At 63.2% G+C, this 20,298-nt stretch carries 20 protein-coding genes and 1 tRNA gene; 12 read left to right on the forward strand and 9 right to left on the reverse strand.

Annotated elements, in window-relative coordinates; translation table 11 throughout:
- Positions 1 to 44 precede the first annotated feature (44 nt).
- A complete protein-coding gene (locus QYQ99_RS24190) occupies positions 45 to 938 on the reverse strand; it encodes a CaiB/BaiF CoA-transferase family protein (RefSeq protein WP_302090355.1) in 894 nt (297 codons plus the stop codon).
- Positions 939 to 1,224: 286 nt separating this feature from the next.
- Between QYQ99_RS24190 and ygiD the strand changes: the two genes are divergently transcribed.
- A complete protein-coding gene (gene ygiD, locus QYQ99_RS24195) occupies positions 1,225 to 2,151 on the forward strand; it encodes a 4,5-DOPA dioxygenase extradiol (protein WP_302093256.1) in 927 nt (308 codons plus the stop codon).
- 189 nt (positions 2,152 to 2,340) lie between these two features.
- Here the strand turns inward: ygiD and QYQ99_RS24200 are convergent, their stop codons facing one another.
- Complete coding sequence (locus tag QYQ99_RS24200) at positions 2,341 to 3,537, reverse strand: amino acid aminotransferase (RefSeq protein ID WP_034368685.1); 1,197 nt, start codon at positions 3,535 to 3,537, stop codon at positions 2,341 to 2,343.
- A gap of 174 nt (positions 3,538 to 3,711) precedes the next feature.
- Here QYQ99_RS24200 and uvrB point away from each other — a divergent pair, with 174 nt between their 5' ends.
- From uvrB to QYQ99_RS24250, 10 genes are all read left to right on the forward strand, one after another.
- Entirely contained in the window at positions 3,712 to 5,778 is a 2,067-nt protein-coding gene (gene uvrB / locus QYQ99_RS24205; protein WP_302090356.1) for an excinuclease ABC subunit UvrB, read from the forward strand.
- 228 nt (positions 5,779 to 6,006) lie between these two features.
- Positions 6,007 to 6,543, forward strand: a complete 537-nt coding sequence (iscR, locus tag QYQ99_RS24210) for a Fe-S cluster assembly transcriptional regulator IscR (protein ID WP_003054211.1) — start codon at positions 6,007 to 6,009, stop codon at positions 6,541 to 6,543.
- A 173-nt stretch (positions 6,544 to 6,716) separates the two neighbouring features.
- Positions 6,717 to 7,937 carry an IscS subfamily cysteine desulfurase gene (locus tag QYQ99_RS24215; RefSeq protein ID WP_029158470.1) on the forward strand — a complete coding sequence of 407 codons (1,221 nt, stop codon included), beginning with the start codon at positions 6,717 to 6,719 and terminating at the stop codon, positions 7,935 to 7,937.
- Positions 7,938 to 7,971: 34 nt separating this feature from the next.
- Positions 7,972 to 8,367 (forward strand): Fe-S cluster assembly scaffold IscU, encoded by a 396-nt coding sequence (gene iscU, locus QYQ99_RS24220; protein WP_003054213.1) that lies wholly within the window; start codon positions 7,972 to 7,974, stop codon positions 8,365 to 8,367.
- 4 nt (positions 8,368 to 8,371) lie between these two features.
- Positions 8,372 to 8,695: an iron-sulfur cluster assembly protein IscA gene (gene iscA / locus QYQ99_RS24225; protein ID WP_003054214.1), complete on the forward strand. Its 324-nt coding sequence runs from the start codon at positions 8,372 to 8,374 to the stop codon at positions 8,693 to 8,695.
- 153 nt (positions 8,696 to 8,848) lie between these two features.
- Entirely contained in the window at positions 8,849 to 9,367 is a 519-nt protein-coding gene (gene hscB / locus QYQ99_RS24230) for a Fe-S protein assembly co-chaperone HscB (RefSeq protein ID WP_291604266.1), read from the forward strand.
- Between the two features lie 94 nt (positions 9,368 to 9,461).
- Complete coding sequence (hscA, locus tag QYQ99_RS24235) at positions 9,462 to 11,321, forward strand: Fe-S protein assembly chaperone HscA (RefSeq protein ID WP_302090357.1); 1,860 nt, start codon at positions 9,462 to 9,464, stop codon at positions 11,319 to 11,321.
- A 15-nt stretch (positions 11,322 to 11,336) separates the two neighbouring features.
- Positions 11,337 to 11,675, forward strand: a complete 339-nt coding sequence (gene fdx / locus QYQ99_RS24240) for an ISC system 2Fe-2S type ferredoxin (RefSeq protein ID WP_003054218.1) — start codon at positions 11,337 to 11,339, stop codon at positions 11,673 to 11,675.
- A 154-nt stretch (positions 11,676 to 11,829) separates the two neighbouring features.
- Positions 11,830 to 12,561 (forward strand): DNA polymerase III subunit epsilon, encoded by a 732-nt coding sequence (gene dnaQ, locus QYQ99_RS24245; protein ID WP_302090358.1) that lies wholly within the window; start codon positions 11,830 to 11,832, stop codon positions 12,559 to 12,561.
- Between the two features lie 16 nt (positions 12,562 to 12,577).
- Positions 12,578 to 12,652, forward strand: a tRNA-Val gene (locus QYQ99_RS24250).
- A gap of 217 nt (positions 12,653 to 12,869) precedes the next feature.
- Here QYQ99_RS24250 and QYQ99_RS24255 read toward each other — a convergent pair.
- Genes QYQ99_RS24255 through QYQ99_RS24285 form a run of 7 tightly spaced genes read right to left on the reverse strand, consistent with a single transcriptional unit; the run spans position 12,870 to position 19,476 of the window.
- Positions 12,870 to 13,661 carry an SDR family NAD(P)-dependent oxidoreductase gene (locus QYQ99_RS24255; RefSeq protein ID WP_302090359.1) on the reverse strand — a complete coding sequence of 264 codons (792 nt, stop codon included), beginning with the start codon at positions 13,659 to 13,661 and terminating at the stop codon, positions 12,870 to 12,872.
- Positions 13,662 to 13,666: 5 nt separating this feature from the next.
- Positions 13,667 to 14,227, reverse strand: coding sequence for a DUF3833 domain-containing protein (locus QYQ99_RS24260; RefSeq protein ID WP_302090360.1), 561 nt, complete (start codon positions 14,225 to 14,227; stop codon positions 13,667 to 13,669).
- Positions 14,224 to 15,513 (reverse strand): MFS transporter, encoded by a 1,290-nt coding sequence (locus QYQ99_RS24265; protein WP_302090361.1) that lies wholly within the window; start codon positions 15,511 to 15,513, stop codon positions 14,224 to 14,226. The genes QYQ99_RS24260 and QYQ99_RS24265 overlap by 4 nt, the downstream gene beginning before the upstream one ends.
- An 18-nt stretch (positions 15,514 to 15,531) precedes the next feature.
- A complete protein-coding gene (locus QYQ99_RS24270) occupies positions 15,532 to 16,122 on the reverse strand; it encodes a hypothetical protein (RefSeq protein ID WP_302090362.1) in 591 nt (196 codons plus the stop codon).
- Positions 16,119 to 17,393 (reverse strand): SAM-dependent methyltransferase, encoded by a 1,275-nt coding sequence (locus QYQ99_RS24275; RefSeq protein ID WP_302090363.1) that lies wholly within the window; start codon positions 17,391 to 17,393, stop codon positions 16,119 to 16,121. Before QYQ99_RS24275 ends, QYQ99_RS24270 begins: the two co-directional genes overlap by 4 nt.
- Entirely contained in the window at positions 17,390 to 18,142 is a 753-nt protein-coding gene (locus QYQ99_RS24280) for a DUF1365 domain-containing protein (RefSeq protein ID WP_302090364.1), read from the reverse strand. Before QYQ99_RS24280 ends, QYQ99_RS24275 begins: the two co-directional genes overlap by 4 nt.
- Positions 18,139 to 19,476: an NAD(P)/FAD-dependent oxidoreductase gene (locus tag QYQ99_RS24285; RefSeq protein WP_302090365.1), complete on the reverse strand. Its 1,338-nt coding sequence runs from the start codon at positions 19,474 to 19,476 to the stop codon at positions 18,139 to 18,141. The genes QYQ99_RS24280 and QYQ99_RS24285 overlap by 4 nt, the downstream gene beginning before the upstream one ends.
- A gap of 140 nt (positions 19,477 to 19,616) precedes the next feature.
- On the opposite strand from QYQ99_RS24285, the gene QYQ99_RS24290 reads away from it, so the two are divergent.
- On the forward strand, positions 19,617 to 20,255 hold the full coding sequence (locus QYQ99_RS24290; RefSeq protein ID WP_302090366.1) for a TetR/AcrR family transcriptional regulator: 639 nt from the start codon (positions 19,617 to 19,619) through the stop codon (positions 20,253 to 20,255).
- Positions 20,256 to 20,298: the final 43 nt, after the last annotated feature.

Consider the following 20,298-nt stretch of genomic DNA (forward strand, 5'->3'; position numbering starts at 1 on the left):
GGCCCTGGCGCGTAGGGGGGAGCGTAAACAGGTTCTGGTTTGCTTCAGGTTTGGGGCAGGGCGTGCAGTGGAATGTCCCTGTCCCGGGCCAGCTGCATCAGCTCAGCGCAGCTGCGGGCGGCCAGAAGCCGGGCCACGCCCTGATGGATCTCGGGCTTGCGCATATCGGTGGGGTGGCCGAAGGGCAGGTCTGCCGCTTCGCACAGGCGCTGGGCAAAGTGCGGCTCCAGCGCGGCCACGGCCACGATGCCGTCGGCACAGGGGTAGATGCGGTAGCCCGCATGGGCGCCGCCGACATCGCCCGTGGGCTGGGTCAGGCCCCAATGCCAGGGCAGGGCCAGCCATTGCGCGGCCTGGGCCAGACCGACCTCGCGCACTATGCCGCGCCCGCTGCGGCTGCTCACCAGCACGGCCTGGAGCACGGCTTCGCTGGCCATCAGCGCCCCCGCCATATCGGCAAACAGACTGGGTGGCAGGGCGGTGCTGTGCACGAGGCCCGCTTCGGCCTGATAGGTGAGGTCATGGCCGGGGACATCGGCCAGCTCGCCCGCACTGCCGACCACGCGTACCAGCGACAGCTCGGGGTAGCGCTGCTGCAGGGCCTCCCAGCCCAGGCCCAGCTTGCTCAGGGCCGAAGGCCGGAACGAGGTCAGCAGCACATCGGTTTGCGCCAGTTGCGCGTGCAGGCTGGCCTGGCCCTCGGCGGTCTTGAGATCGGCCTGCAGGGTTTGCACCTTGTCATGCATCTGCGCGTAGGCGTCGGGGCAGTACAGGCCCATGGGGTCGGCGCTGCGGCCTGCGCCGGCGGGCACAGGCTCGAGCTTGCGGCAATCGGCTCCCATGCCGGCGCAGCGCCACAGGGCGGCGGGGCCGGGCAGGTTCAGAGCCAGGCTGAGTATGCGAATTCCTTGCAGGGGCTGAATGGCGGTGCTGGGCATGGGTGGGAGCATTCCTTGTCTGGACTTGCGCAGGCCAGGGTGCATCAAGATGGCTTTCCTGAAGCGCAGCCCTTGCCTGAGCCTGATTGGCGTGAGTCGTGCTTGTTCAACTGCTTGTGCAACTGCGGTTGTAGTGCAAGCCGGGCCTTGGCGCTGGCACTTTCAGGACAGTCTGTTGCGGTGGCGGTGCTTTCAGGCGCCGCTGCGCTGTGGCAAGCTTGCCTTATCCGTAAAAAAGCGCCCCTGGGGGTGCATTCGATTGACCGAGATGCGTAGACGTACGCTTTTGTCCCTGGGCGCAGCCTCCGTGCTGGCCGCCGGCGGGGGCTTGAAGGCTTTTTCCATGAACTCCACTTCTTCTTCCCTGTTGCCCGAGCAACTGCTGCAGCAGCTCAAGCCTTCGCCGCGCATGCCGGTGATGTTCCTGGGCCACGGCAGCCCCATGAATGTGATCGAGGACACGCACTGGCGCCAGAGCTGGAAGGCCCTGGGCCAGGAGTTGACGGCCAAGGGCATTGCGCCGCAGCTGATTCTCTGCGTCTCGGCCCACTGGCTGACCGAGTCCGACTGGGCGCTGACCGGCATGGCCCAGCCGCGCACGATTCATGACTTCGGCGGCTTTCCGCAAGAGCTGTTCGATCAGCAATATCCGGCCCCCGGCGCGCCCGAGGTGGCCAGGCAGCTGGCGGCCGAGCTGCATTCGCCGCTGGACGGATCGGCCTTGCTGCTGGACCAGAAATGGGGCTTTGATCACGGCACCTGGTCGGTGCTGCTGCCCATGTTCCCCGAGGCCCGTATTCCCGTCATGCAACTGAGCATGCCCTATGGTCTGGCGCCCGAAAAGCATTTCGAGATGGGCCGCCAGCTGCGCGCGCTGCGCGAGCGCGGCGTGCTGATCGTGGGCAGCGGCAATATCGTGCACAACCTGCGCGCCATGCAGCGCGGTGCCAGCGACAACCAGGCCTATGACTGGACGATCCAGTTCGACACCGAAGTGCAGCAGCGCCTGGACAGCGGCAATCTGGCCGATCTGAGCACCTTCCTGGACTGGGGTCCGCAGGCCCGTCTGGCCCATCCCACGCACGACCACTATCTGCCCCTGCTGTATGCGGCAGGGGCCGTGCAGGAGGGCGAAGTGCCGCGCGTGTTCAACACGGCCTATCAGTATGCGGCGCTGTCCATGCGCTCGGCCATCTGGGGATTGAATGCCTGATATGATTTTGATAGCTTGATGCGCCTGTATTAAAAAGTTTTCAGATACTTTTATATCTGAAAATGATATGGGTAAAGTGCTAGCAGCTATCAAATATTGATCGGGCACCGAAGCGGCCATAAAAAAAGAGCAAGGGACTAAAAGTCCGTTGCTCTTTTGCTTTCAGGGACCAGGCCCTGAATCGCGCGCTTAGATCACGGCAGCGATGGCCTTGCAGACATAGTCGATGTTCTTGCTGTTGAGCGCAGCCACGCACATGCGGCCGGTGTCGGTGCCGTAGACGCCGAACTCGGAGCGCAGGCGCACCATCTGGTCCTTGGACAGGCCGGAGTACGAGAACATGCCGATCTGGGTGGTGATGAAGGACATGTCTTGCTGCACGCCGGCAGCCTTCAGGCCGTCAACCAGCTTCTGGCGCATGGCCTTGATGCGCACGCGCATCTCGCCCAGCTCCTTCTCCCACAGAGCGTGCAGCTCGGGGTTGTTCAGCACCGCTGCCACCACGGCGCCGCCATGGGTGGGAGGGTTGGAGTAGTTGGTGCGGATGACGATCTTCAGCTGCGACAGCACGCGAGCAGCTTCGTCCTTGTCGGCAGCCACCACGGACAGTGCGCCCACGCGCTCGCCATACAGGCTGAAGCTCTTGGAGAAGGAGGTCGACACAAAGATGTCCAGGCCGGCGGCCACGAACTTGCCGATCACGGCGCCGTCTTCGGCGATGCCGTGGCCGAAGCCCTGGTAGGCCATGTCCAGGAAGGGGATCAGGCCCTTGGCCTTGACGACGGCAATCACTTCATCCCACTGAGCGGCAGTGATGTCGTAGCCGGTGGGGTTGTGGCAGCAGGCGTGCAGCACGACCACGGTGCCGGCGGCGGCAGCGTTCAGGTCGGCCAGCATGCCGGCGAAGTCGATGGAGCGGGTCGCTGCATCGTAGTAAGCGTAGGAGCCGACTTCAAAACCTGCGTTGGTGAAGATGGCCTTGTGGTTTTCCCAGCTGGGGTTGGAGATCAGGACCTTGGCGTTGGGGTTGAGCTTCTTGAGGAAGTCGGCGCCGATCTTCAGACCGCCCGTGCCGCCGATGGCTTGCACGGTGGCCACACGGCCGGACTTGACCACGTCGGACTCGGCTCCGAACACCAGGGCCTTGACGCCGTTGTCATAGGCGGCGATACCGTCGATGGGCAGATAGCCGCGGGCGGTGGGCTTTTCCATCATGGCCTTCTCGGCGGCCTGCACGCACTCCAGCAGGGGCAGCTTGCCGTTGTCGTCGAAGTACACGCCCACGCCCAGGTTCACTTTGTTGGGGTTGGAGTCAGCGTTGAATTGCTCGTTCAGACCCAGGATGGGGTCGCGGGGGGCCATTTCGACGGCGGTAAACAGAGACATGAAAAAATCCTTGAGGGATGGAAATAAGTCAGGTCACCCCCAGCTACTGCTCCGAGCGCGTTAGACGGGCAGGGCATTGCCTGGTGCTCGAAAAAACGCATCAGCCTAGGTTAGGCTTGAGGGTTGGGCTGCCATTCTACTCGCGCTTACCCTATGCGTCATGGACATGAGATCATGCAAGAACAAAATATGACTGCCGAGCCGCAAGGCCGTTTCGTGCAATACCCGGACTCGCCGTTCGAGCTGTTCCAGCCCTATCCACCGGCGGGCGATCAGCCTGCGGCCATCGAAAAACTGGTCGAAGGCGTCAATGACGGCGAGTCCTTCCAGACGCTGCTGGGCGTGACGGGCTCGGGCAAGACCTTCACCATGGCCAACGTGATCGCGCGTCTGGGCAAGCCGGCCATCGTGTTTGCACCCAACAAGACGCTGGCGGCACAGCTGTACTCTGAGTTCAGGGAGTTTTTCCCGAAAAACGCGGTCGAGTACTTCGTCAGCTACTACGACTACTATCAGCCCGAAGCCTATGTGCCCCAGCGCGACCTGTTCATCGAAAAGGACAGCGCCATCAACGAGCACATCGAGCAGATGCGTCTGTCCTGCACCAAAAGCATCATGGAGCGGCGCGATGTGGTGATCGTGGCCACCGTCTCGGCCATCTACGGCATTGGCGAGCCCGAGAGCTACCACCGCATGATCATGACGCTGCGCGCGGGCGACACGCTCAACCAGCGCGACGCGATTGCTCAGCTGATCCGCATGCAGTACCAGCGCAACGACCAGGACTTCTCGCGCGGCACCTTCCGCGTGCGAGGCGACACCATCGACGTGTTCCCGGCCGAGCACTCGGAGCTGGCCGTGCGCATCGAGCTGTTCGACGACGAGGTGGAGAGCCTGCAATTGTTCGATCCGCTCACGGGCCGGGTGCGCCAGAACATCCCGCGCTTCACCATCTATCCCAGCAGCCACTATGTGACGCCGCGCGACAAGGTGCTGGCGGCCGTGGAGACCATCAAGCAAGAGCTGGCCGAGCGCCTCAAGCAACTGGTGGGCATGGGCAAGCTGGTGGAGGCGCAGCGCCTTGAGCAGCGCACGCGTTTCGATCTGGAAATGCTCAGCGAAGTGGGGCACTGCAAGGGCATCGAAAACTACACCCGCCATCTCTCGGCCTCCAAGCCCGGCGATCCGCCCAGCACGCTGACCGACTATCTGCCGCGCGACTCCATCATGTTCCTGGACGAGAGCCATCAGATGATCGGCCAGCTCAACGCCATGTACAACGGCGACCGGGCGCGCAAGACCACGCTGGTGGAATATGGCTTTCGCCTGCCGTCGGCGCTGGACAACCGTCCGCTCAAGTTCGAGGAGTTCGAGCAGCGCATGCGCCAGGTGGTCTTCGTCTCGGCCACGCCCGCCGAATACGAAAAAACCCATGCCGGGCAGGTGGTCGAGCAGGTGGTGCGTCCCACGGGCCTGCTCGACCCCGAGATCGAAGTGCGTCCGGCCATTCACCAGGTCGACGATGTGCTGCAGGAAATCCGCCAGCGCGCTGAGCTGCAGGAGCGCGTGCTCATCACCACGCTGACCAAACGCATGGCCGAGCAACTGACCGAATACCTGACCGACAACGGCGTGAAGGTGCGCTATCTGCACTCCGACGTGGATACGGTCGAGCGTGTGGAAATCATCCGCGACCTGCGTCTGGGCGCCTTCGATGTGCTGGTCGGCATCAACCTGCTGCGCGAAGGCCTGGATATTCCCGAGGTCTCGCTGGTGGCGATTCTGGATGCCGACAAGGAAGGCTTTCTGCGTGCCGAGCGCAGCCTGATCCAGACCATCGGCCGCGCGGCGCGCAACGTCAACGGCAAGGCGATCCTGTACGCGGACCGCATCACCGAGTCCATGAAGAAAGCCATCGGCGAAACCGAAAGACGCCGCGAAAAACAGATGGCTTTCAACGAAGCCAACGGAATCGTGCCCAAGCAGATTGTCAAGAGGGTGAAAGACCTGATTGATGGCGTCTACAGCGAAAAGAGCGGCAAAGAGGCCGAACGCCTGCAAGAGCAGGCCCTACAACAGGCACGTGTCGAGGATATGTCGGAGAAAGACATTGCCAGGGAGATCAAGCGACTGGAGAAGCAAATGCTCGAGCACGCCAGGAACCTGGAATTCGAGCAGGCAGCGCGTGTGCGGGACCAGCTTTCGCTGCTCAAGCAGCAATTGTTCGGGGCGGCGCCGTAGGCATATTTCTTCGCAACTCTCAGGGTTATTACGTGAGTGCATGCTGTTACCCGACAAAATTGATGGGGAATGTGATATACTCGCGTCAAACACTCAACAACAAACTTCCCTCACAGAAGGGCTCTGAACCTAATCACAGGACGGAGTAAGGGCGGAGACTGTGCTCGTCTAGGTACTGTGACCAGACGGGCGTTTCTGTAACGAACAATCCTGACTGAAGGAGCTCGTATGCGTCTTACGACCAAAGGCCGCTTTGCGGTCACCGCGATGATCGACCTGGCACTGCGCCAGAACAATGGCCCTGTAACGCTGGCTGCCATCAGCCAGCGTCAGCAGATTTCGCTGTCCTATCTGGAACAGTTGTTTGGCAAGCTGCGTCGCCACGAACTGGTGGAATCCACCCGTGGCCCCGGCGGCGGCTACACCCTGGCCCGAAAGGCGACAGACATCACCGTGGCCGACATCATCGTCTCGGTGGATGAACCCATCGATGCGACCCAGTGCGGTGGCAAGGAAAACTGTCTGGGCGAAGCCGGCCGCTGCATGACCCATGAACTGTGGGCCGCACTGAACCAGCGCATGGTGGAATTCCTGGACTCCGTCACTCTGCAAAAGCTGGTGGACGAGCAACTGGCCAAGGGCATCCAGATCGAGGACAAGCCCGTGGTCCGCCGCGCCATCTCCACAGCACCCGTGGTCAAGCCCATCCGTGTGAACGCACCGAACTCGGTGTTCGCCCTGGGTAACGCCTTCGCGAAATCCTGATCCGGGGCCGCTTGAGCAGTGCTCGGGCGGCAACCAGATCCGCATGAAGCCCGACTCCGATAGTCAGGGCCTGGATGCATGCATGGCTGTGCGGCATGTTTCTTCGCCCTGATGGCACCACAAGGTGCATCGATTCCTCACGATTTGTCAGCCAAAAACAAGACGAGCCAGTCATGGACATGACCCCGCACTTTCCCATTTATCTCGACTACGGTGCAACCACTCCGGTGGATCCCCGCGTGGCGGACGCCATGATTCCCTGGCTGCGTGAACATTTTGGCAATGCCGCATCGCGCAGCCATGCCTGGGGCTGGGAAGCCGAAGAAGCCGTCGAGAAGGCCCGCAAGCAGGTGGCTGATCTGATCGGCGCCGACCCGCGCGAAATCGTCTGGACCAGCGGTGCAACCGAGTCCGACAACTTGGCCATCAAGGGTGCAGCGCATTTCTACCAAGGCAAGGGCAAGCACCTGATCACCGTGAAGACCGAGCACAAGGCTGTGCTGGACACCATGCGTGAGCTGGAGCGCCAGGGCTTTGAAGTCAGCTATCTGGACGTGCAGGAAAATGGTCTGCTGGATATCGAGGTGTTCAAGGCGGCGATCCGCCCCGACACCATCCTCGCCAGCGTGATGGCCGTGAACAACGAGATCGGTGTGGTTCAGGACCTGAACACCATCGGCGCTCTGTGCCGCGAAAAGGGCATCATCTTCCACGTCGACGCAGCTCAGGCTTCGGGCAAGATGGATCTGGACATGCAGACCATGCCCATCGACCTGATGAGCCTGGCTTCGCACAAGACCTACGGCCCCAAGGGCATCGGTGCGCTGTACGTGCGCCGCAAGCCGCGCGTGCGCCTGGAAGCTCAGATGCACGGCGGCGGTCATGAGCGCGGCATGCGTTCGGGCACGCTGGCAACCCACCAGATCGTGGGCATGGGCGAGGCCTTCCGCATCGCCAAGGAAGAGATGGCCAAGGATATGGCGCACGCCCGTGCGCTGCGCCAGCGCCTGCTCGACGGTCTGAAGGATCTGGAGCAGGTGTTCGTGAACGGCGATATGGACAACGGTGTTCCCCATTACCTGAACATGAGCTTCAACTTCGTCGAAGGCGAGTCGCTGATCATGGGTATCAAGGGCCTGGCCGTGTCCTCGGGCTCCGCTTGCACATCCGCCAGCCTGGAGCCCAGCTATGTGCTGCGTGCCCTGGGTCGCAGCGACGAGCTGGCGCACAGCTCTTTGCGCATGACCTTTGGTCGCTTCACGACGGAAGAAGAAATTGACTACGCGATCAAGTCGATCCGCGAAAACGTGCTGAAGCTGCGCGAGCTGAGCCCGCTGTGGGAGATGTACAAAGACGGCATCGACCTCAGCACTATTCAATGGGCTGCACACTAAGCACAGATTACAAAGAGTTCAAGAGGTAGACACCATGGCTTACTCCGAAAAAGTGGTTGACCACTACGAAAACCCCCGCAACGTTGGCTCGTTCGACAAGAGCGATGACTCCGTGGGCACGGGTATGGTGGGTGCGCCCGCCTGTGGCGACGTGATGAAGCTGCAGATCAAGGTCAATCCCGCCACCGGCGTGATCGAAGATGCACGCTTCAAGACCTATGGCTGCGGCTCTGCCATCGCCTCGTCTTCGCTGGTGACCGAATGGGTCAAGGGCAAGACGCTGGACGAGGCTGCGGCCCTGAAGAACAGCCAGATCGCTGAAGAGCTGGCGCTGCCGCCGGTCAAGGTTCACTGCTCCATCCTGGCTGAAGACGCCATCAAGGCTGCTGTGAACGACTACCGCGCAAAGCGCACGGCAACGGAAGCCTAAGGCCATGGCCATTTCAATGACCGAGGCGGCTGCCCGTCATGTGAACCGCTATCTTTCACGTCGCGGCAAGGGCATTGGCGTGCGCCTCGGCGTGAAAACCACCGGCTGCTCCGGTCTGGCTTACAAGCTGGAGTATGTGGACGAGGTCCAGCCCGATGACGTGGTGTTTGAAGACCATGGCATCAAGGTGCTGATCGACCCCAAGAGCCTGGCCTATATCGACGGCACGGAACTGGACTTTGTCCGCGAAGGCCTGAACGAAGGCTTCAAGTTCCACAACCCCAACGAGCGTGATCGCTGCGGTTGTGGTGAGAGCTTTAGAATCTGACTCCCCCTGAGCCGCTTTGCGGCTTCCCCCAGAGGGGGACGACACCTTCGCCGCAAGGCGGCTTTTGCTCGGTGTCTCTGGCCTCTTGGTCAGCTCCCTGGTTTTGAGTAAAGGAAGCCGCCTCAGCTTTGCTGCAGGCGGTTTTTTAATGCCATGAATCTGCAATCTGACGACTTTGAATTGTTTGGCCTGCCGCGGCAGTTTGCGCAGGAGCGCAGCCAGATCGATGCACGCTGGAAAGAGCTGCAGCGCGAAGCGCACCCCGACCGTTTTGCCGCTCAGGGCGCTGCCGCGCAGCGCGTGGCCATGCAATGGTCGGTACGCATCAACGAGGCCTATCAGCGTCTGAAGGATCCGCTCAAGCGCGCCGCCTATCTCTGCGAGCTGGCAGGTGCGCCGGTGCGCGCCGAAGACAATACGGCCATGCCTGCGGCATTCCTGATGCAGCAGATGGAGTGGCGCGAAGCGCTGGAGGATGCAGCCAGCGAGCAGGAACTCGATGCCCTGGAGGCCGAGATGCTGGCCGCCAAGAAGCAGATGCTTGGCGAATGCGCGCGCCTGCTTGACGAGGCTGGCGATGCCGCAGCTGCCGTGCAGCAGGTGAGAGCCCTCATGTTTGTTGCGCGATTTGCGCAAGATGTGGATCGCCGTCGCGATCAACTGGGACAATAAGACCCAGAGCAACGCTTTGCGCCCTTGGTGCTTGGCGTATCCATCTTGAGCGGGCCAGCCACGCTGGCCTCAGACGTTTCAAAAGAAGAATTTCATGGCGCTTTTGCAGATTTCCGAGCCCGGCCAATCCCCCGACCCCCATCAGCGACGCATTGCCGTGGGTATCGACCTGGGCACCACGCACTCTCTGGTCGCCGCCGTGCGCAATGGCGTGGCCGAATGCCTGCCTGACGATCAGGGGCGTGTGCTGCTGCCTTCGGTAGTGCGCTACATGGAAATGGGCCGCCGCCAGATTGGCTTCGATGCCAAGGCTGCGCAGGCTCAGGACGCCGTCAACACCATCAGCTCGGCCAAGCGCTTCATGGGGCGCAGCCTGGCCGATATCGAGTCGCCCGAAAAGCTGCCTTATCGCTTCGGTGCCGGGGACAGCAGCGTGATCTCCATCGAGACCGTGGACGGTGCCAAGACGCCCGTGGAAATCAGCGCCGAAATTCTGGCGACCCTGCGTTTTCGCGCCGAAGACACGTTTGACGACGAGCTCTATGGCGCCGTCATTACCGTGCCCGCGTATTTTGACGATGCCCAGCGCCAGGCCACCAAGGATGCGGCCAAGCTGGCCGGTATCAATTTGCTTCGCCTGATCAACGAACCCACGGCGGCAGCCATTGCCTATGGCCTGGACAATGCGGCAGAGGGCGTCTACGCCGTCTACGATCTGGGCGGCGGCACCTTCGATATCTCGGTGCTGCGTCTTTCACAGGGCGTGTTCGAAGTGATCGCAACCGGCGGCGACTCGGCCCTGGGCGGCGACGACTACGATGACGCGCTGGCGGCCTGGGTGGCAGAAAGGACCGGCACGCAGCTGGAGTCGGCGGCAGACAAGACCGCCTGGCGTATTGCCGCGCGCAATTGCAAGCAGGCCCTGACTGAATCAGAAGTTGTAGCGTTTACCGCTGATGTTTCCTCGGGTTCAGTGTCTTTTGATGTCAAGCGTGAGGATTTCATTGCGCTGACTGCTCACTTAACCAGTAAGAGCCTTGCGGCCGTGCGCCGCGCGCTCAAGGATGCAGACCTGAGCCGCGATGAGGTGCAGGGCGTGGTCATGGTTGGCGGCTCCACCCGCATGCCTCAGATTCGCCAGGCTGTGGCCGACTTCTTCGGCAGCGAGCCGCTGACCAATCTCAATCCTGACGAAGTGGTGGCGCTGGGCGCTGCCATTCAGGCCAATCAGCTGGCCGGCAACAATACTGCCGGCGATTTGCTGCTGCTGGATGTGATCCCGCTGTCGCTGGGCGTGGAAACCATGGGCGGCCTGTCCGAGCGCATCATCACGCGCAACGAGACCATTCCCACGGCCCGCGCACAGGACTTCACGACCTACAAGGATGGCCAGACTGCTTTGGCCATTCACGTGGTGCAAGGCGAGCGTGACCTGGTGGCGGACTGCCGCAGCCTGGCGCGTTTCGAGCTGCGCGGCATTCCGCCCATGGCCGCTGGTGCGGCGCGCATCCGCGTGACCTTCACGGTCGACGCTGACGGTCTGCTGTCCGTCAGTGCCAAGGAGCAGACCAGCGGCGTCGAAGCGCATATCAACGTCAAGCCTTCGTACGGTCTTTCCGACGACCAGATCGCCCAGATGCTGCAGGACGGCTTTGCCACGGCACAGGAAGACATGAAGGCCCGCGCCCTGGTCGAGGCCCGCGTGGATGCCGATCGCATGCTGCTGGCCACACAGAGCGCGCTGGACGTGGATGGCGATGTGCTCAGCGCCGAGCAGCGCGACAGCATCGACGGCCTGATGGCAGCGTTGCGCGCGGCCGTCGCCAGCGATGATCCTGCCGTCGTGGAAGGCGCAACGCAGGCCCTGGCCAAGGGAACCGAGTCGTTTGCGGCCGAACGCATGAATCGCAGCATCCAGCAGGCGCTGGCCGGCAAGAGTGTCAACACCATTTAATTCATAAACAGAACAATGCCCATCATCAAAATTCTTCCTCACGCCGAGTACTGCCCCAACGGAACAGAAATCGAAGCTCCCGTCGGCACTTCGATCTGCGAAGCCATGCTGGACAACGGCATCAATATCGAGCATGCCTGCGACATGAGCTGCGCCTGCACGACCTGTCATGTCATCGTCAAGGAGGGCTTCAACTCCCTGAACGAGGCCGAGGAAGAGGAAGAAGACCTGCTGGACAAGGCCTGGGGCCTGCAGCCTCAGTCGCGCCTGTCCTGCCAGGCCATTCTGGCGCGCGAGAATGTGACGGTGGAGATCCCCAAGTACTCCATCAATCACGCCAAGGAAAATCACTGACCCCCTGAGCGGCTTTGCCGCTTCCCCCTCTCTCTTCGGGAGGGGGACGACAGCCTCGCTGCGCGGCGGCGCTTGCTTGCTGTCTCTGGTGTGGTCGACGCCAGCTTTTGAAAATAGGGCGATGTGAGCGCCACAGCTAACGGAGAGAAATTGAATGTCGCGCCAAATTGTTCTGGATACAGAAACCACCGGTCTGTCGGCCATTGATGGCGATCGCCTGATCGAGCTGGGCTGCGTGGAGCTGGTAAACCGAAAGCTCACCGGCAACAATCTGCATCTGTACTTCAATGCGGGTCGCGACAGCCACCCAGATGCCCTGCGCGTGCACGGCATCACGACCGAGTTCCTCAAGGACAAGCCGCGCTTTGAGGAAAAGATCGACGAGATCTGGGAGTATCTGCAAGGCGCAGAACTCATCATCCACAATGCACCGTTCGACCTGGGCTTTCTGAACAACGAGCTCAAGCTGGCCAAGCGTCCGCCGCTCAAGCAGTGCGTGGGGGGCGTCATTGACACTCTGGTCATGGCCAAGGAGATGTATCCGGGCAAGCGCAACTCGCTGGACTCGCTGTGTGATCGTCTGGGTGTCGACAACTCCAACCGTACGCTGCACGGCGCCTTGCTCGATGCGGAGCTGCTGGCGGATGTCTATATCAATCTGACGCGCGGGCAAGATGCCTTGCTCATGACAGAGGAGCCTGCAGATGCCCCGGCGGCCGGGACGATGATTGTTGCCTCGGTGGACCTGAGCAGCTTCAAGCTGCCGGTGCTGCGTGCCAACGAGCAGGAGCAGGCGGCCCACGATGAGGTGCTCAAGCAGATGGATAAATCCAGCGGTGGCAAGACCGCTTGGCGAAACTTTGAAAATGTGAGCGCCAATCCCTGATACAATAACGCTTATCGGGTGATTAGCTCAGCGGTAGAGCACTGCCTTCACACGGCAGGGGTCACATGTTCGATCCATGTATCACCCACCAGATATCAAACCCTCTTGAGTCAATGATTCAAGAGGGTTTTTTGGTTTTGGGAATGCGTATCGCATTCGTCCCGTTGATGCATGCCGAGCTGCTCCAGACCTGCGGTGTTCGGACTCGCGCCCGAGCCGTTGGGATCGGGCGGGCGCCGTGTGCTCAAAAGCATGGCTGCGTGGCAGAGCGCCTGCTCGGCATCGGCAGCGTGCGCAGGGCCAGGCCGTCAGTTGCCGGTGATGCGGCGCACGGCCGCGAAATACCAGGCATCGGGCAGGCAGCGCAGCAGACGCATCCAGCGTGTGAAGCGACGTGGAAAATTCATCTCGAAGCGTCCCTGGGCCCAGCCTTGCAGCATATGCTGGGCAGCCTCGTCGGCGTCGATCAGGGCCGGCATGCTGAAGCGGTTCTGCGCTGTCAGCGGCGTATCGACAAAGCCGGGGTTGATGATGGATACACCCAGGCCCCGGTCGTGCAGGTCCAGATAGAGGTTCTCGGCGAGGTTGTTGAGTGCCGCCTTGGTCGGGCCGTAGGCCAGGGACATCGGCAGCCCGCGATAGCCGGCCACCGAACCGACCAGTGCCAGATGGCCTTGCCCGGCGGCCAGCAGCATCGGAAGCACGGCATCGAGCAAATGCAGGGCGCCGCCATAGTTCACGGCCAGGTGTTGCTGCATCTCGGACAGCTCGAACTCCGTGGCGCGCTGGGGCTTGTAGCGGCCTGCACAATAGAGAATCAGGTCGGGAGCCTTGCCGCAATGAACTTGCACCGCCCGGGCTGCTGCAGTCAGGGCTGCAGCGTCGGTCACGTCCAGCGGCAGGGCCAGACAGCCGTCGTGGCTGCGCACGAAATCCTGCAAGGCGTCGCCTTGGCGCGCAGAAACGATCACTCGGGCTCCTTGTTTGTGCAGTGCGTCGGCCGTGGCGTGGCCTATCCCCGACGAGGCTCCCAGAATCCAGGCCGAGCGACCCTGCCAGTCGCGCAGTGGAGGGTTCAGCCGTGCACAGAGCAGCGACATGATCATCACTCCTTGACGATGGCAAGTGTCACATCGCCCAGGTGCAGGCCCAGCTTGCTCATGGCGGTGCGGTTGAGCAGGGTGCGTCCGTCGATCAGGTACATCCAGTCATCCATGCTGACATTCCAGACTCTTCCATTCACGGGCAGGGCGAGCACATAGCTCCAGTGGATGGCATTGCCTGCGCTCTGGCCCTGGGCTTCGCCCACCACGTCGTCGGCGCGGCCGCTGTAGCGCCCGTCGCCCAGGTGGCGCAGATGCCAGATGCGCTGCTGCGTGCTGCCGTCGCTGTAGACGAAGTGCTCGTCCAGCGTGCCCTCGTCGCCCTTCCAGCTGCCTGTCATGCGCACTGTGAAGCGCTTGACCACCTTGCCCGAGCGGTCCGTGAACATGCCGTGCGCGGTCAGTGGCCCGTTGAAATACTGGCGCAGGTCCAGTTGCGGCTGCTCCCTGGCATAGTCCTGCACGGAAGGCCCGGCGCAGCCCGCAAGACTCAGTGCCAAGGCCGCGCCCAGGCAGGCGCGCCGCAGTGGCGAAAACGAGGTGGATCGGATGGTGTGGCTCATGTGTGCCTCCAGGAAGAATGCAGACGCTCGGCGCGCCAGAGCAGGGCCGCTGCTGCGAGCTTGAGCAGGCAAGGCAGGCCGCCATAGGCCCAAGCCAGCGCCTGCAGCCCAGCAGACTCGCTGGTACCGCTGCGATAGCCGGCTGCCGACAGCAGGGGCAGGGCCAGACCCGCAGCCAGGGCCAGATTGAGCTTGGTGGCGCAGGTCCACCAGCCCAGGTAGCGGCCTTCGCTGCGGCCGCCTGCGCCGGATTCGTGTATCACGCCCGTCAGCAATGCGCCCGGCAGGGCCAGATCCGCGCCCAGGGCCAGCCCGCTGGCCAGGCAGATCACGGCAAAAGCCATGCCGTCGCCTTCGCCCAGCCAGGGTGTGAAGCCAAAGGCCAGCACGCTGGCCAGCATGCCGGCCCGCCAGCTGGGTGCCAGACCCCAGCGTGAAACGGCTTTCACCCATAGCGGCAGGCCCAGGGCCGCAGCACCGAAAAAGCACAGCAGCAGCAACGGCTGCAGTTCCGAGGCCTGCAGCCGGTCTGCCACGAAGAAAGGCAGCAGGGTGGCGGGAATGGCGGCAGCCACCCCGTTGACCATGAAGATCGTCAGCAGCCGCCTGAAGCCTGCATTGGCCCATGGTGAGGGCGCAGGCCCGGTAACGGACTGCGGCGGCTGCTGTGCTGGAACCGGGGTCTTGAGCCGCAACAGGCCGGTCAGGCCCAGTGCCAGACCCAGAGCGAGAAAGCCTGTGGTCGCATCCAGTCCCAGCCAGGCCGGCAGCATGCTGGCCAGCAGCACACCCGTCAGACTGGCCCCCTCGCGCCAGGCCGTGACACGCGCACGCCAGGCGGGCTCCCCGCCCCAGCGCGTGCCCCATGCCTGGTGAAGAATGGCGAGCACGCTATAGGCCAGCGTGCACACCAGCAGGCTGCAGGCAAGCCAGCCCAGCAGGCCCGTCGTGTCCTGAGAATCGAAAGGCGGATGCCATAGGGCACCGAAGCCCAGCGCCATCAGCAGGCTGGCCAGGGCAGCCGCACCTGCGGTGCAAACCACGCCCCGGTGCAGAAGCCGGTCGACCCAGCGGCCTATGGCTGGGTCGATCAGGGCATCGAAGGCCCTTGTGGCCAGCAGCACGGCGCCCAGTCCCGCCAGCGGAGCGCCCGCCACGCTGGCGTAGTGGTAGGGGAGGTTCACATACAGCGGCAGGGAGGCGAAGGCCAGCGGCGCGGCCAGCGCGCCATACGCCAGCCCTGTGCGCCAAGGCAGGAGGGGGGCGGTGGCTGTATGCGAAGTCATGAGGTGCTCCGCTGGCGCTCAGCCCAGGCCCAGCAGTGAGCTGCGCATGGCAGGGGCTGACGTCTGAGGCGACAGCCAGATGCCGAAAAACAGGCGTGCATACTCAGCATCGCGCAGCTGCGCAGTCTGGCGGCCGTTGTGGAAAAAGCGCACTTCGCCCCGGCCGTCGTTCAGGCCCAGCAGCCGGTCCTGGGCCTGAACGTCGGGGAAGGCCTGTTTCATCAGCTCCAGCCATTGCCGGGCCTGCTCCTCGGTGAAGTTGCCCACTCTGCGCATTTCGGCGATAGAGCGCTCGGCAATGGCTGTGCCTTCGAGCTTGCGGTCATAGACCAGCTCCAGCGCAAACAGGTGCCGGGCGTAGTCTTCGGGAGGGAAGCCGGGGGCGGCCCAAAGCCGTGCCTCATAGACGCGCAGGCCGAAGAAGCGCAGCACGCTTTTGCCCACCAGGCGTCCGGCAGGCAGCGTGCTGCGCAGTTCGGTGGGCAGATCTGCTGTCGGGGTCATGGCGTGGATCAGGTTGGACATGGCGGTCAGTGAAGGGGCAAGAACGCAGGCTGCGCCCCAGGCCAAGGCCTGGCGGCGGTGCGCACGGGGTTGAGGGGCAGTCATGGCAGGGGCCTGCGCAGCGTGAACTGGACGACATCGGTGTTGCCGGTGTCGAAGGCCGCCTCGCAATAGGCAAGGTAGAAGCGCCAGATGCGTACAAAGCGCTCGTCAAAGCCCAGGGAGTGCACGGCGTCGAGTTGGTGCTCGAAGGACTGGCGCCAGCGGCGCAGCGTTTCCGCATAGTCGCGGCCGAAGGCCATATGCTGCTCGACCACTAGACCGGCACGCTGTGCTTCCTGCTCGAAGGCGGAAATACTGGGCAGCAGTCCGCCCGGGAAGATGTACTGCTGTATGAAGTCGGTGGACCGCAGATAGCGCGCGAACAGGTCTTCGCGCAGCGTGATGGTCTGTATGCAGGCCAGGCCCCCGGGCTTGAGACAGTCGCGCAGTGTCTGGAAGTAGCCGCGCCAGTATTCGCGGCCCACGGCCTCGAACATCTCGATGGAGACGATGGCATCGAAGGGCTGGCTGGCATGCAGAGCAGGCAGGTCACGGTAGTCCTGGTAGCGCAGCTCCACGGCATCGGCCAGACCGGACTGCCGCATGCGCTGCTGCCCCCAGTTCAGCTGCTCGCGCGACAGCGTCACGCCCGTGACCCGGGCGCCGAAGTCGCGCGCTGCCGTCTCGGCCAGGCCACCCCAGCCGCAGCCGATCTCCAGCAGGCGCTGGCCGGGCTGCAGCCGTATTTCGTCCAGCGTGCGCCTGAACTTGGCCTGCTGGGCTGCCTGCAGGTCGGCTTGTTGCATCGACTCGCCCGTGCGGCCCTCGAACCAGGCAGCGCTGTAGCTCATGCCCGGGTCCAGCCACAGCTGGTAGAAGTCATTGCCCAGATCGTAATGGGCATGGATGTTTCTGGCGCTGCCGGCCCGCGTATTGCGCTGCAGCAGGTGACGCAGGCGGTAGCCCAAGCGGCCCCACCAGCTGCCGTAGATCAGGCTTTGCACATGGTCGCGGTTGGACATGCACAGCCGCAGCAGCGCAGCCAGGTCGGGGCTGTCCCATTCGCCGGCGATATAGCCCTCGGCCAGACCGATATCGCCCGACTTCAGGGTTCGTTCCAGTGCCTGCCAGTCGTGCAGCACGCAATGTGCGTCAGCGAGGCCGGATGCCGAGCGCATCTGAGGCAGGTGCAGCAGGCGGCCGTCGGGCTGCTCCAGGTCCAGCTGTCCACGAGGCAGACGTTCGAGCAGGTTCAGCACCTGGCGTGCCCGCGCAGGCGTGCGGCGCGGCACTGCGGCAGGGCGGCTCAGCAAAGGGGCGGCAGTGGTGTTCATCGTGTGACAAAGCGCTCGGGCGCTGTGGGTTTGCCATGGAAGGGCAGGCGCTTGGCCCATAGGCGCAGCGCCTGCCAGTGGATACGGGCGATCACGCCCAGCGTCATCAAAGGAGTGCCGAAGAAGGCGCGGCGCACGGTGGTCCGGTCCAGCGGATGCAGCGTGCCGCCCACGCTGGTCTGCAGCAGCGGGCCGTTTTCGTCATGCAGGTCCACGCGCACCAGGGTGCGCTTGTCACTGCGCTCGAAGCGGAAGCGGTACTCGCCGCGCACTTCGCAGAACGGCGAGACATGGAATTGCTTGCGTGCCATCTGCTCGCGGCCCCAGGCCAGGTCCGGGCCGGCCAGCAGATAAGCATGACGCTCGCCAAAAGTGTTGTTGACTTCAGCCAGCACGGCGGCCAGCGAGCCATCGCTGCGGTGGGCATACCAGAAGCTCACGGGCTTGAACACATAGCCCAGTACGCGCGGAAAGGTGTGTAGCCAGACTTCGCCGTCGGCATCGTCAATGCCTTCGCTGTGCAGCAGTTGCTCGAACCAGGCCAGGGCGTCGGCTCCACCCTCGCCGTGGTCGCTGTCGTGAAAGCTGATCCAGCCACGCCGGTTGCGCCGCAGCACGGCTTCCGGCTGCGTGCGCAAGCTGCGCAGTGGCAGCATGAGGAAGTAACCGGAATATCGGAAGGCATGTTCGACGGGCCGCAGGCGGCGATGCCAGACCTGGCCGAAGCCGATGAGGGGGCGGGCGTTCATGCTGCCCCCCTGATGACAGGATTGACAGGCAGCTTGGGCAAGGCGTCCAGCAGAGCATCGGCCGCGTCCAGCCCCGAGCGCAGGCCGTCTTCGTGAAATCCGTAGCCGCACCAGGCACCGCAAAACCAGGTCCTGCGCAGACCCTGCAGAGCGCCCACCTGAGCCTGTGCCCTGATGGCCGCCAGGTCGAACACCGGGTGGCTGTACTCTATGCGTGCGTGAACCTTGCTGTCGTCGATGGGACGCACCGGGTTCAACGAGACCATCACGGGCTGCTGCCATGGCAGAGGCTGCAGGCGGTTGATCAGATAGTGCAGGCATACACCTGTCTGATCGCGCCCCGCAGCGGCCGCGCGCTCGTAGTTCCAGGCTGCCCAGGCCGCCTTGCGACTCGGCAGCACGCTGGCATCGGTGTGCAGCACGGCTTGGTTGGGCTGATAGCGTATGGCTGCCAGCACGCTGCGCTCCTGCGGCGTGGCATCGAGGCCCAGCAGGCGCAGGGCCTGGTCGCTGTGGCAGGCCAGCACCACGGCATCGAAGTGTTCCGTGCCATGCTCCATCTGCAGCAGCACGCCATGCGCCACGCGGCGCAGGCCCAGCACGGGCGCGTTCAGACGGGCCTCGTGGCTGCCATCTTGTTGCAGCGCGCTGAGCATGCGCCGCACATACTGGCGCGAGCCGCCGCGCACCGTGTGCCACTGCGGCCGGTTCGAGACCTGGATCAGGCCATGGTTGTGGCAAAAGCGAATCAGCGTGGCCACAGGAAAGCGCAGCATCTGGTCCGTTGGGCAGGACCAGATGCAACCCATCATGGGCAGCAGGTAGTCCTGCCGGAAGGCGGTGCCAAAGCCGTGCTCATCCAGAAAGACTTCGATGGAGCTGTGCAGGCCGGCTTCGTCGCCTTCCCGGGCGATGTGTGTGGCCAGACGATTGAAGCGCAGGATCTCGGCCAGCATCTTCAGAAAACGGGGGCGCAGCAGATTGCTGCGCTGAGCGAAGACAGATCCCAGTGAGCTGCCACTCCATTCGAGGCCTTCACGTCCATCGGCCTGCGGTACCTGCACCGAGAACGACATTTCGGCGGCCGCTGTAGGCACTTGCAGCTCTTCGAACAGCTGCGTCAAAAGCGGATAGGTGCGGTGATTGAAGACCAGAAAGCCTGTGTCCACCCCCTGGCTCACACCATCCAGCGTCATATCCACGGTGTTGGCATGGCCTCCGAAATGGCCACCGGCCTCCAGCAGCGTCACGCGATGTCCACCCGGAGTTTCGGCCAGCCGCCGGGCAGCTGCCAGACCCGCAACCCCTGACCCTATGACTGCAATGCGATACATGGGAATGCCTTTCCTGCTTTTGCCGCCAGTTTAGACCATAAAGGCCAAACTGTGAACTGATGAGTTCAAACTATAAACCAAACATTTCTACTTTGTACTATCTAGTACGAGGTGTGGCCTATCAGGTCTAAAATACGCACATGACAAGCCGCTCCTCCATCAAACAGCAGATACAACGCGTGCGTGAGCAGGCCATCGTGGTAGCCGTCAACCGGCTGCTGGCCACCAAGGGCTATGACGCCATGACGGTGGATGAGGTCGCTGCCGAAGCCGGCATGGCCAAGGCCAGCCTCTACAAGCTGTTCACCTCCAAGGAGGAACTGGCGGGAGCCGCCATGGTCGGCGTGCTGGACCGTGCTCTGGCCTTCGTGGAGGGGCTGCGCGACGAGGCAAGTCAGGCGGCCGAGGCCGGTGCGCCCACGCGCCCGCTGGATCAGCTCAAGGCCGTGACGCGCTGGGCCATGCAGACGCAGCTGGAGGGGGAAATGCCTTCACTGCCGGCGCAGAACTCGAATCTCAGCGCCTCGTTGCAATCCAACGATGCCTACATGGACCGGCTGATTGCCCTGAGCAATCGGCTCAGCATCTGGATCACGGAAGCCCAGACCAGCGGCCAACTGCAGCCCGCGCTGCCCCCCGAATTGGTGCTGTATACGCTGTTCGCACGAGCCTGCGATCCCGTCGTGGCCCTGCTCAAGGAATCGGGTCAGTACACGCAGGCGCAGATCATCGACTGGGTGACGAGCACCACGTTTGACGGGCTGGCGGTGGCGCGCTGAGGAGCCAGCGCGGGCAGATACGCCCGCTCCTGGTGCTGCCCTG

The organism is Comamonas testosteroni (assembly GCF_030505195.1).
In the GTDB taxonomy this organism is placed as follows: Bacteria; Pseudomonadota; Gammaproteobacteria; order Burkholderiales; family Burkholderiaceae_C; genus Comamonas; species Comamonas testosteroni_G.

Bases quoted from the DNA above. Each gene is read 5' to 3' on its own strand.
- QYQ99_RS24290 (WP_302090366.1), top strand. From the start codon at position 19,617: ATGACAAGCCGCTCCTCCATCAAACAGCAGATACAACGCGTGCGTGAG.
- iscA (WP_003054214.1), top strand. From the start codon at position 8,372: ATGGCCATTTCAATGACCGAGGCGGCTGCCCGTCATGTGAACCGCTAT.
- QYQ99_RS24190 (WP_302090355.1), bottom strand. From the start codon at position 938: ATGCCCAGCACCGCCATTCAGCCCCTGCAAGGAATTCGCATACTCAGC.
- QYQ99_RS24280 (WP_302090364.1), bottom strand. From the start codon at position 18,142: ATGAACGCCCGCCCCCTCATCGGCTTCGGCCAGGTCTGGCATCGCCGC.
- hscA (WP_302090357.1), top strand. From the start codon at position 9,462: ATGGCGCTTTTGCAGATTTCCGAGCCCGGCCAATCCCCCGACCCCCAT.
- fdx (WP_003054218.1), top strand. From the start codon at position 11,337: ATGCCCATCATCAAAATTCTTCCTCACGCCGAGTACTGCCCCAACGGA.
- uvrB (WP_302090356.1), top strand. From the start codon at position 3,712: ATGCAAGAACAAAATATGACTGCCGAGCCGCAAGGCCGTTTCGTGCAA.
- QYQ99_RS24265 (WP_302090361.1), bottom strand. From the start codon at position 15,513: ATGACTTCGCATACAGCCACCGCCCCCCTCCTGCCTTGGCGCACAGGG.
- iscU (WP_003054213.1), top strand. From the start codon at position 7,972: ATGGCTTACTCCGAAAAAGTGGTTGACCACTACGAAAACCCCCGCAAC.
- hscB (WP_291604266.1), top strand. From the start codon at position 8,849: ATGAATCTGCAATCTGACGACTTTGAATTGTTTGGCCTGCCGCGGCAG.
- QYQ99_RS24215 (WP_029158470.1), top strand. From the start codon at position 6,717: ATGGACATGACCCCGCACTTTCCCATTTATCTCGACTACGGTGCAACC.
- QYQ99_RS24270 (WP_302090362.1), bottom strand. From the start codon at position 16,122: ATGACTGCCCCTCAACCCCGTGCGCACCGCCGCCAGGCCTTGGCCTGG.
- QYQ99_RS24285 (WP_302090365.1), bottom strand. From the start codon at position 19,476: ATGTATCGCATTGCAGTCATAGGGTCAGGGGTTGCGGGTCTGGCAGCT.
- QYQ99_RS24260 (WP_302090360.1), bottom strand. From the start codon at position 14,227: ATGAGCCACACCATCCGATCCACCTCGTTTTCGCCACTGCGGCGCGCC.
- QYQ99_RS24275 (WP_302090363.1), bottom strand. From the start codon at position 17,393: ATGAACACCACTGCCGCCCCTTTGCTGAGCCGCCCTGCCGCAGTGCCG.
- QYQ99_RS24255 (WP_302090359.1), bottom strand. From the start codon at position 13,661: ATGTCGCTGCTCTGTGCACGGCTGAACCCTCCACTGCGCGACTGGCAG.
- dnaQ (WP_302090358.1), top strand. From the start codon at position 11,830: ATGTCGCGCCAAATTGTTCTGGATACAGAAACCACCGGTCTGTCGGCC.
- iscR (WP_003054211.1), top strand. From the start codon at position 6,007: ATGCGTCTTACGACCAAAGGCCGCTTTGCGGTCACCGCGATGATCGAC.
- QYQ99_RS24200 (WP_034368685.1), bottom strand. From the start codon at position 3,537: ATGTCTCTGTTTACCGCCGTCGAAATGGCCCCCCGCGACCCCATCCTG.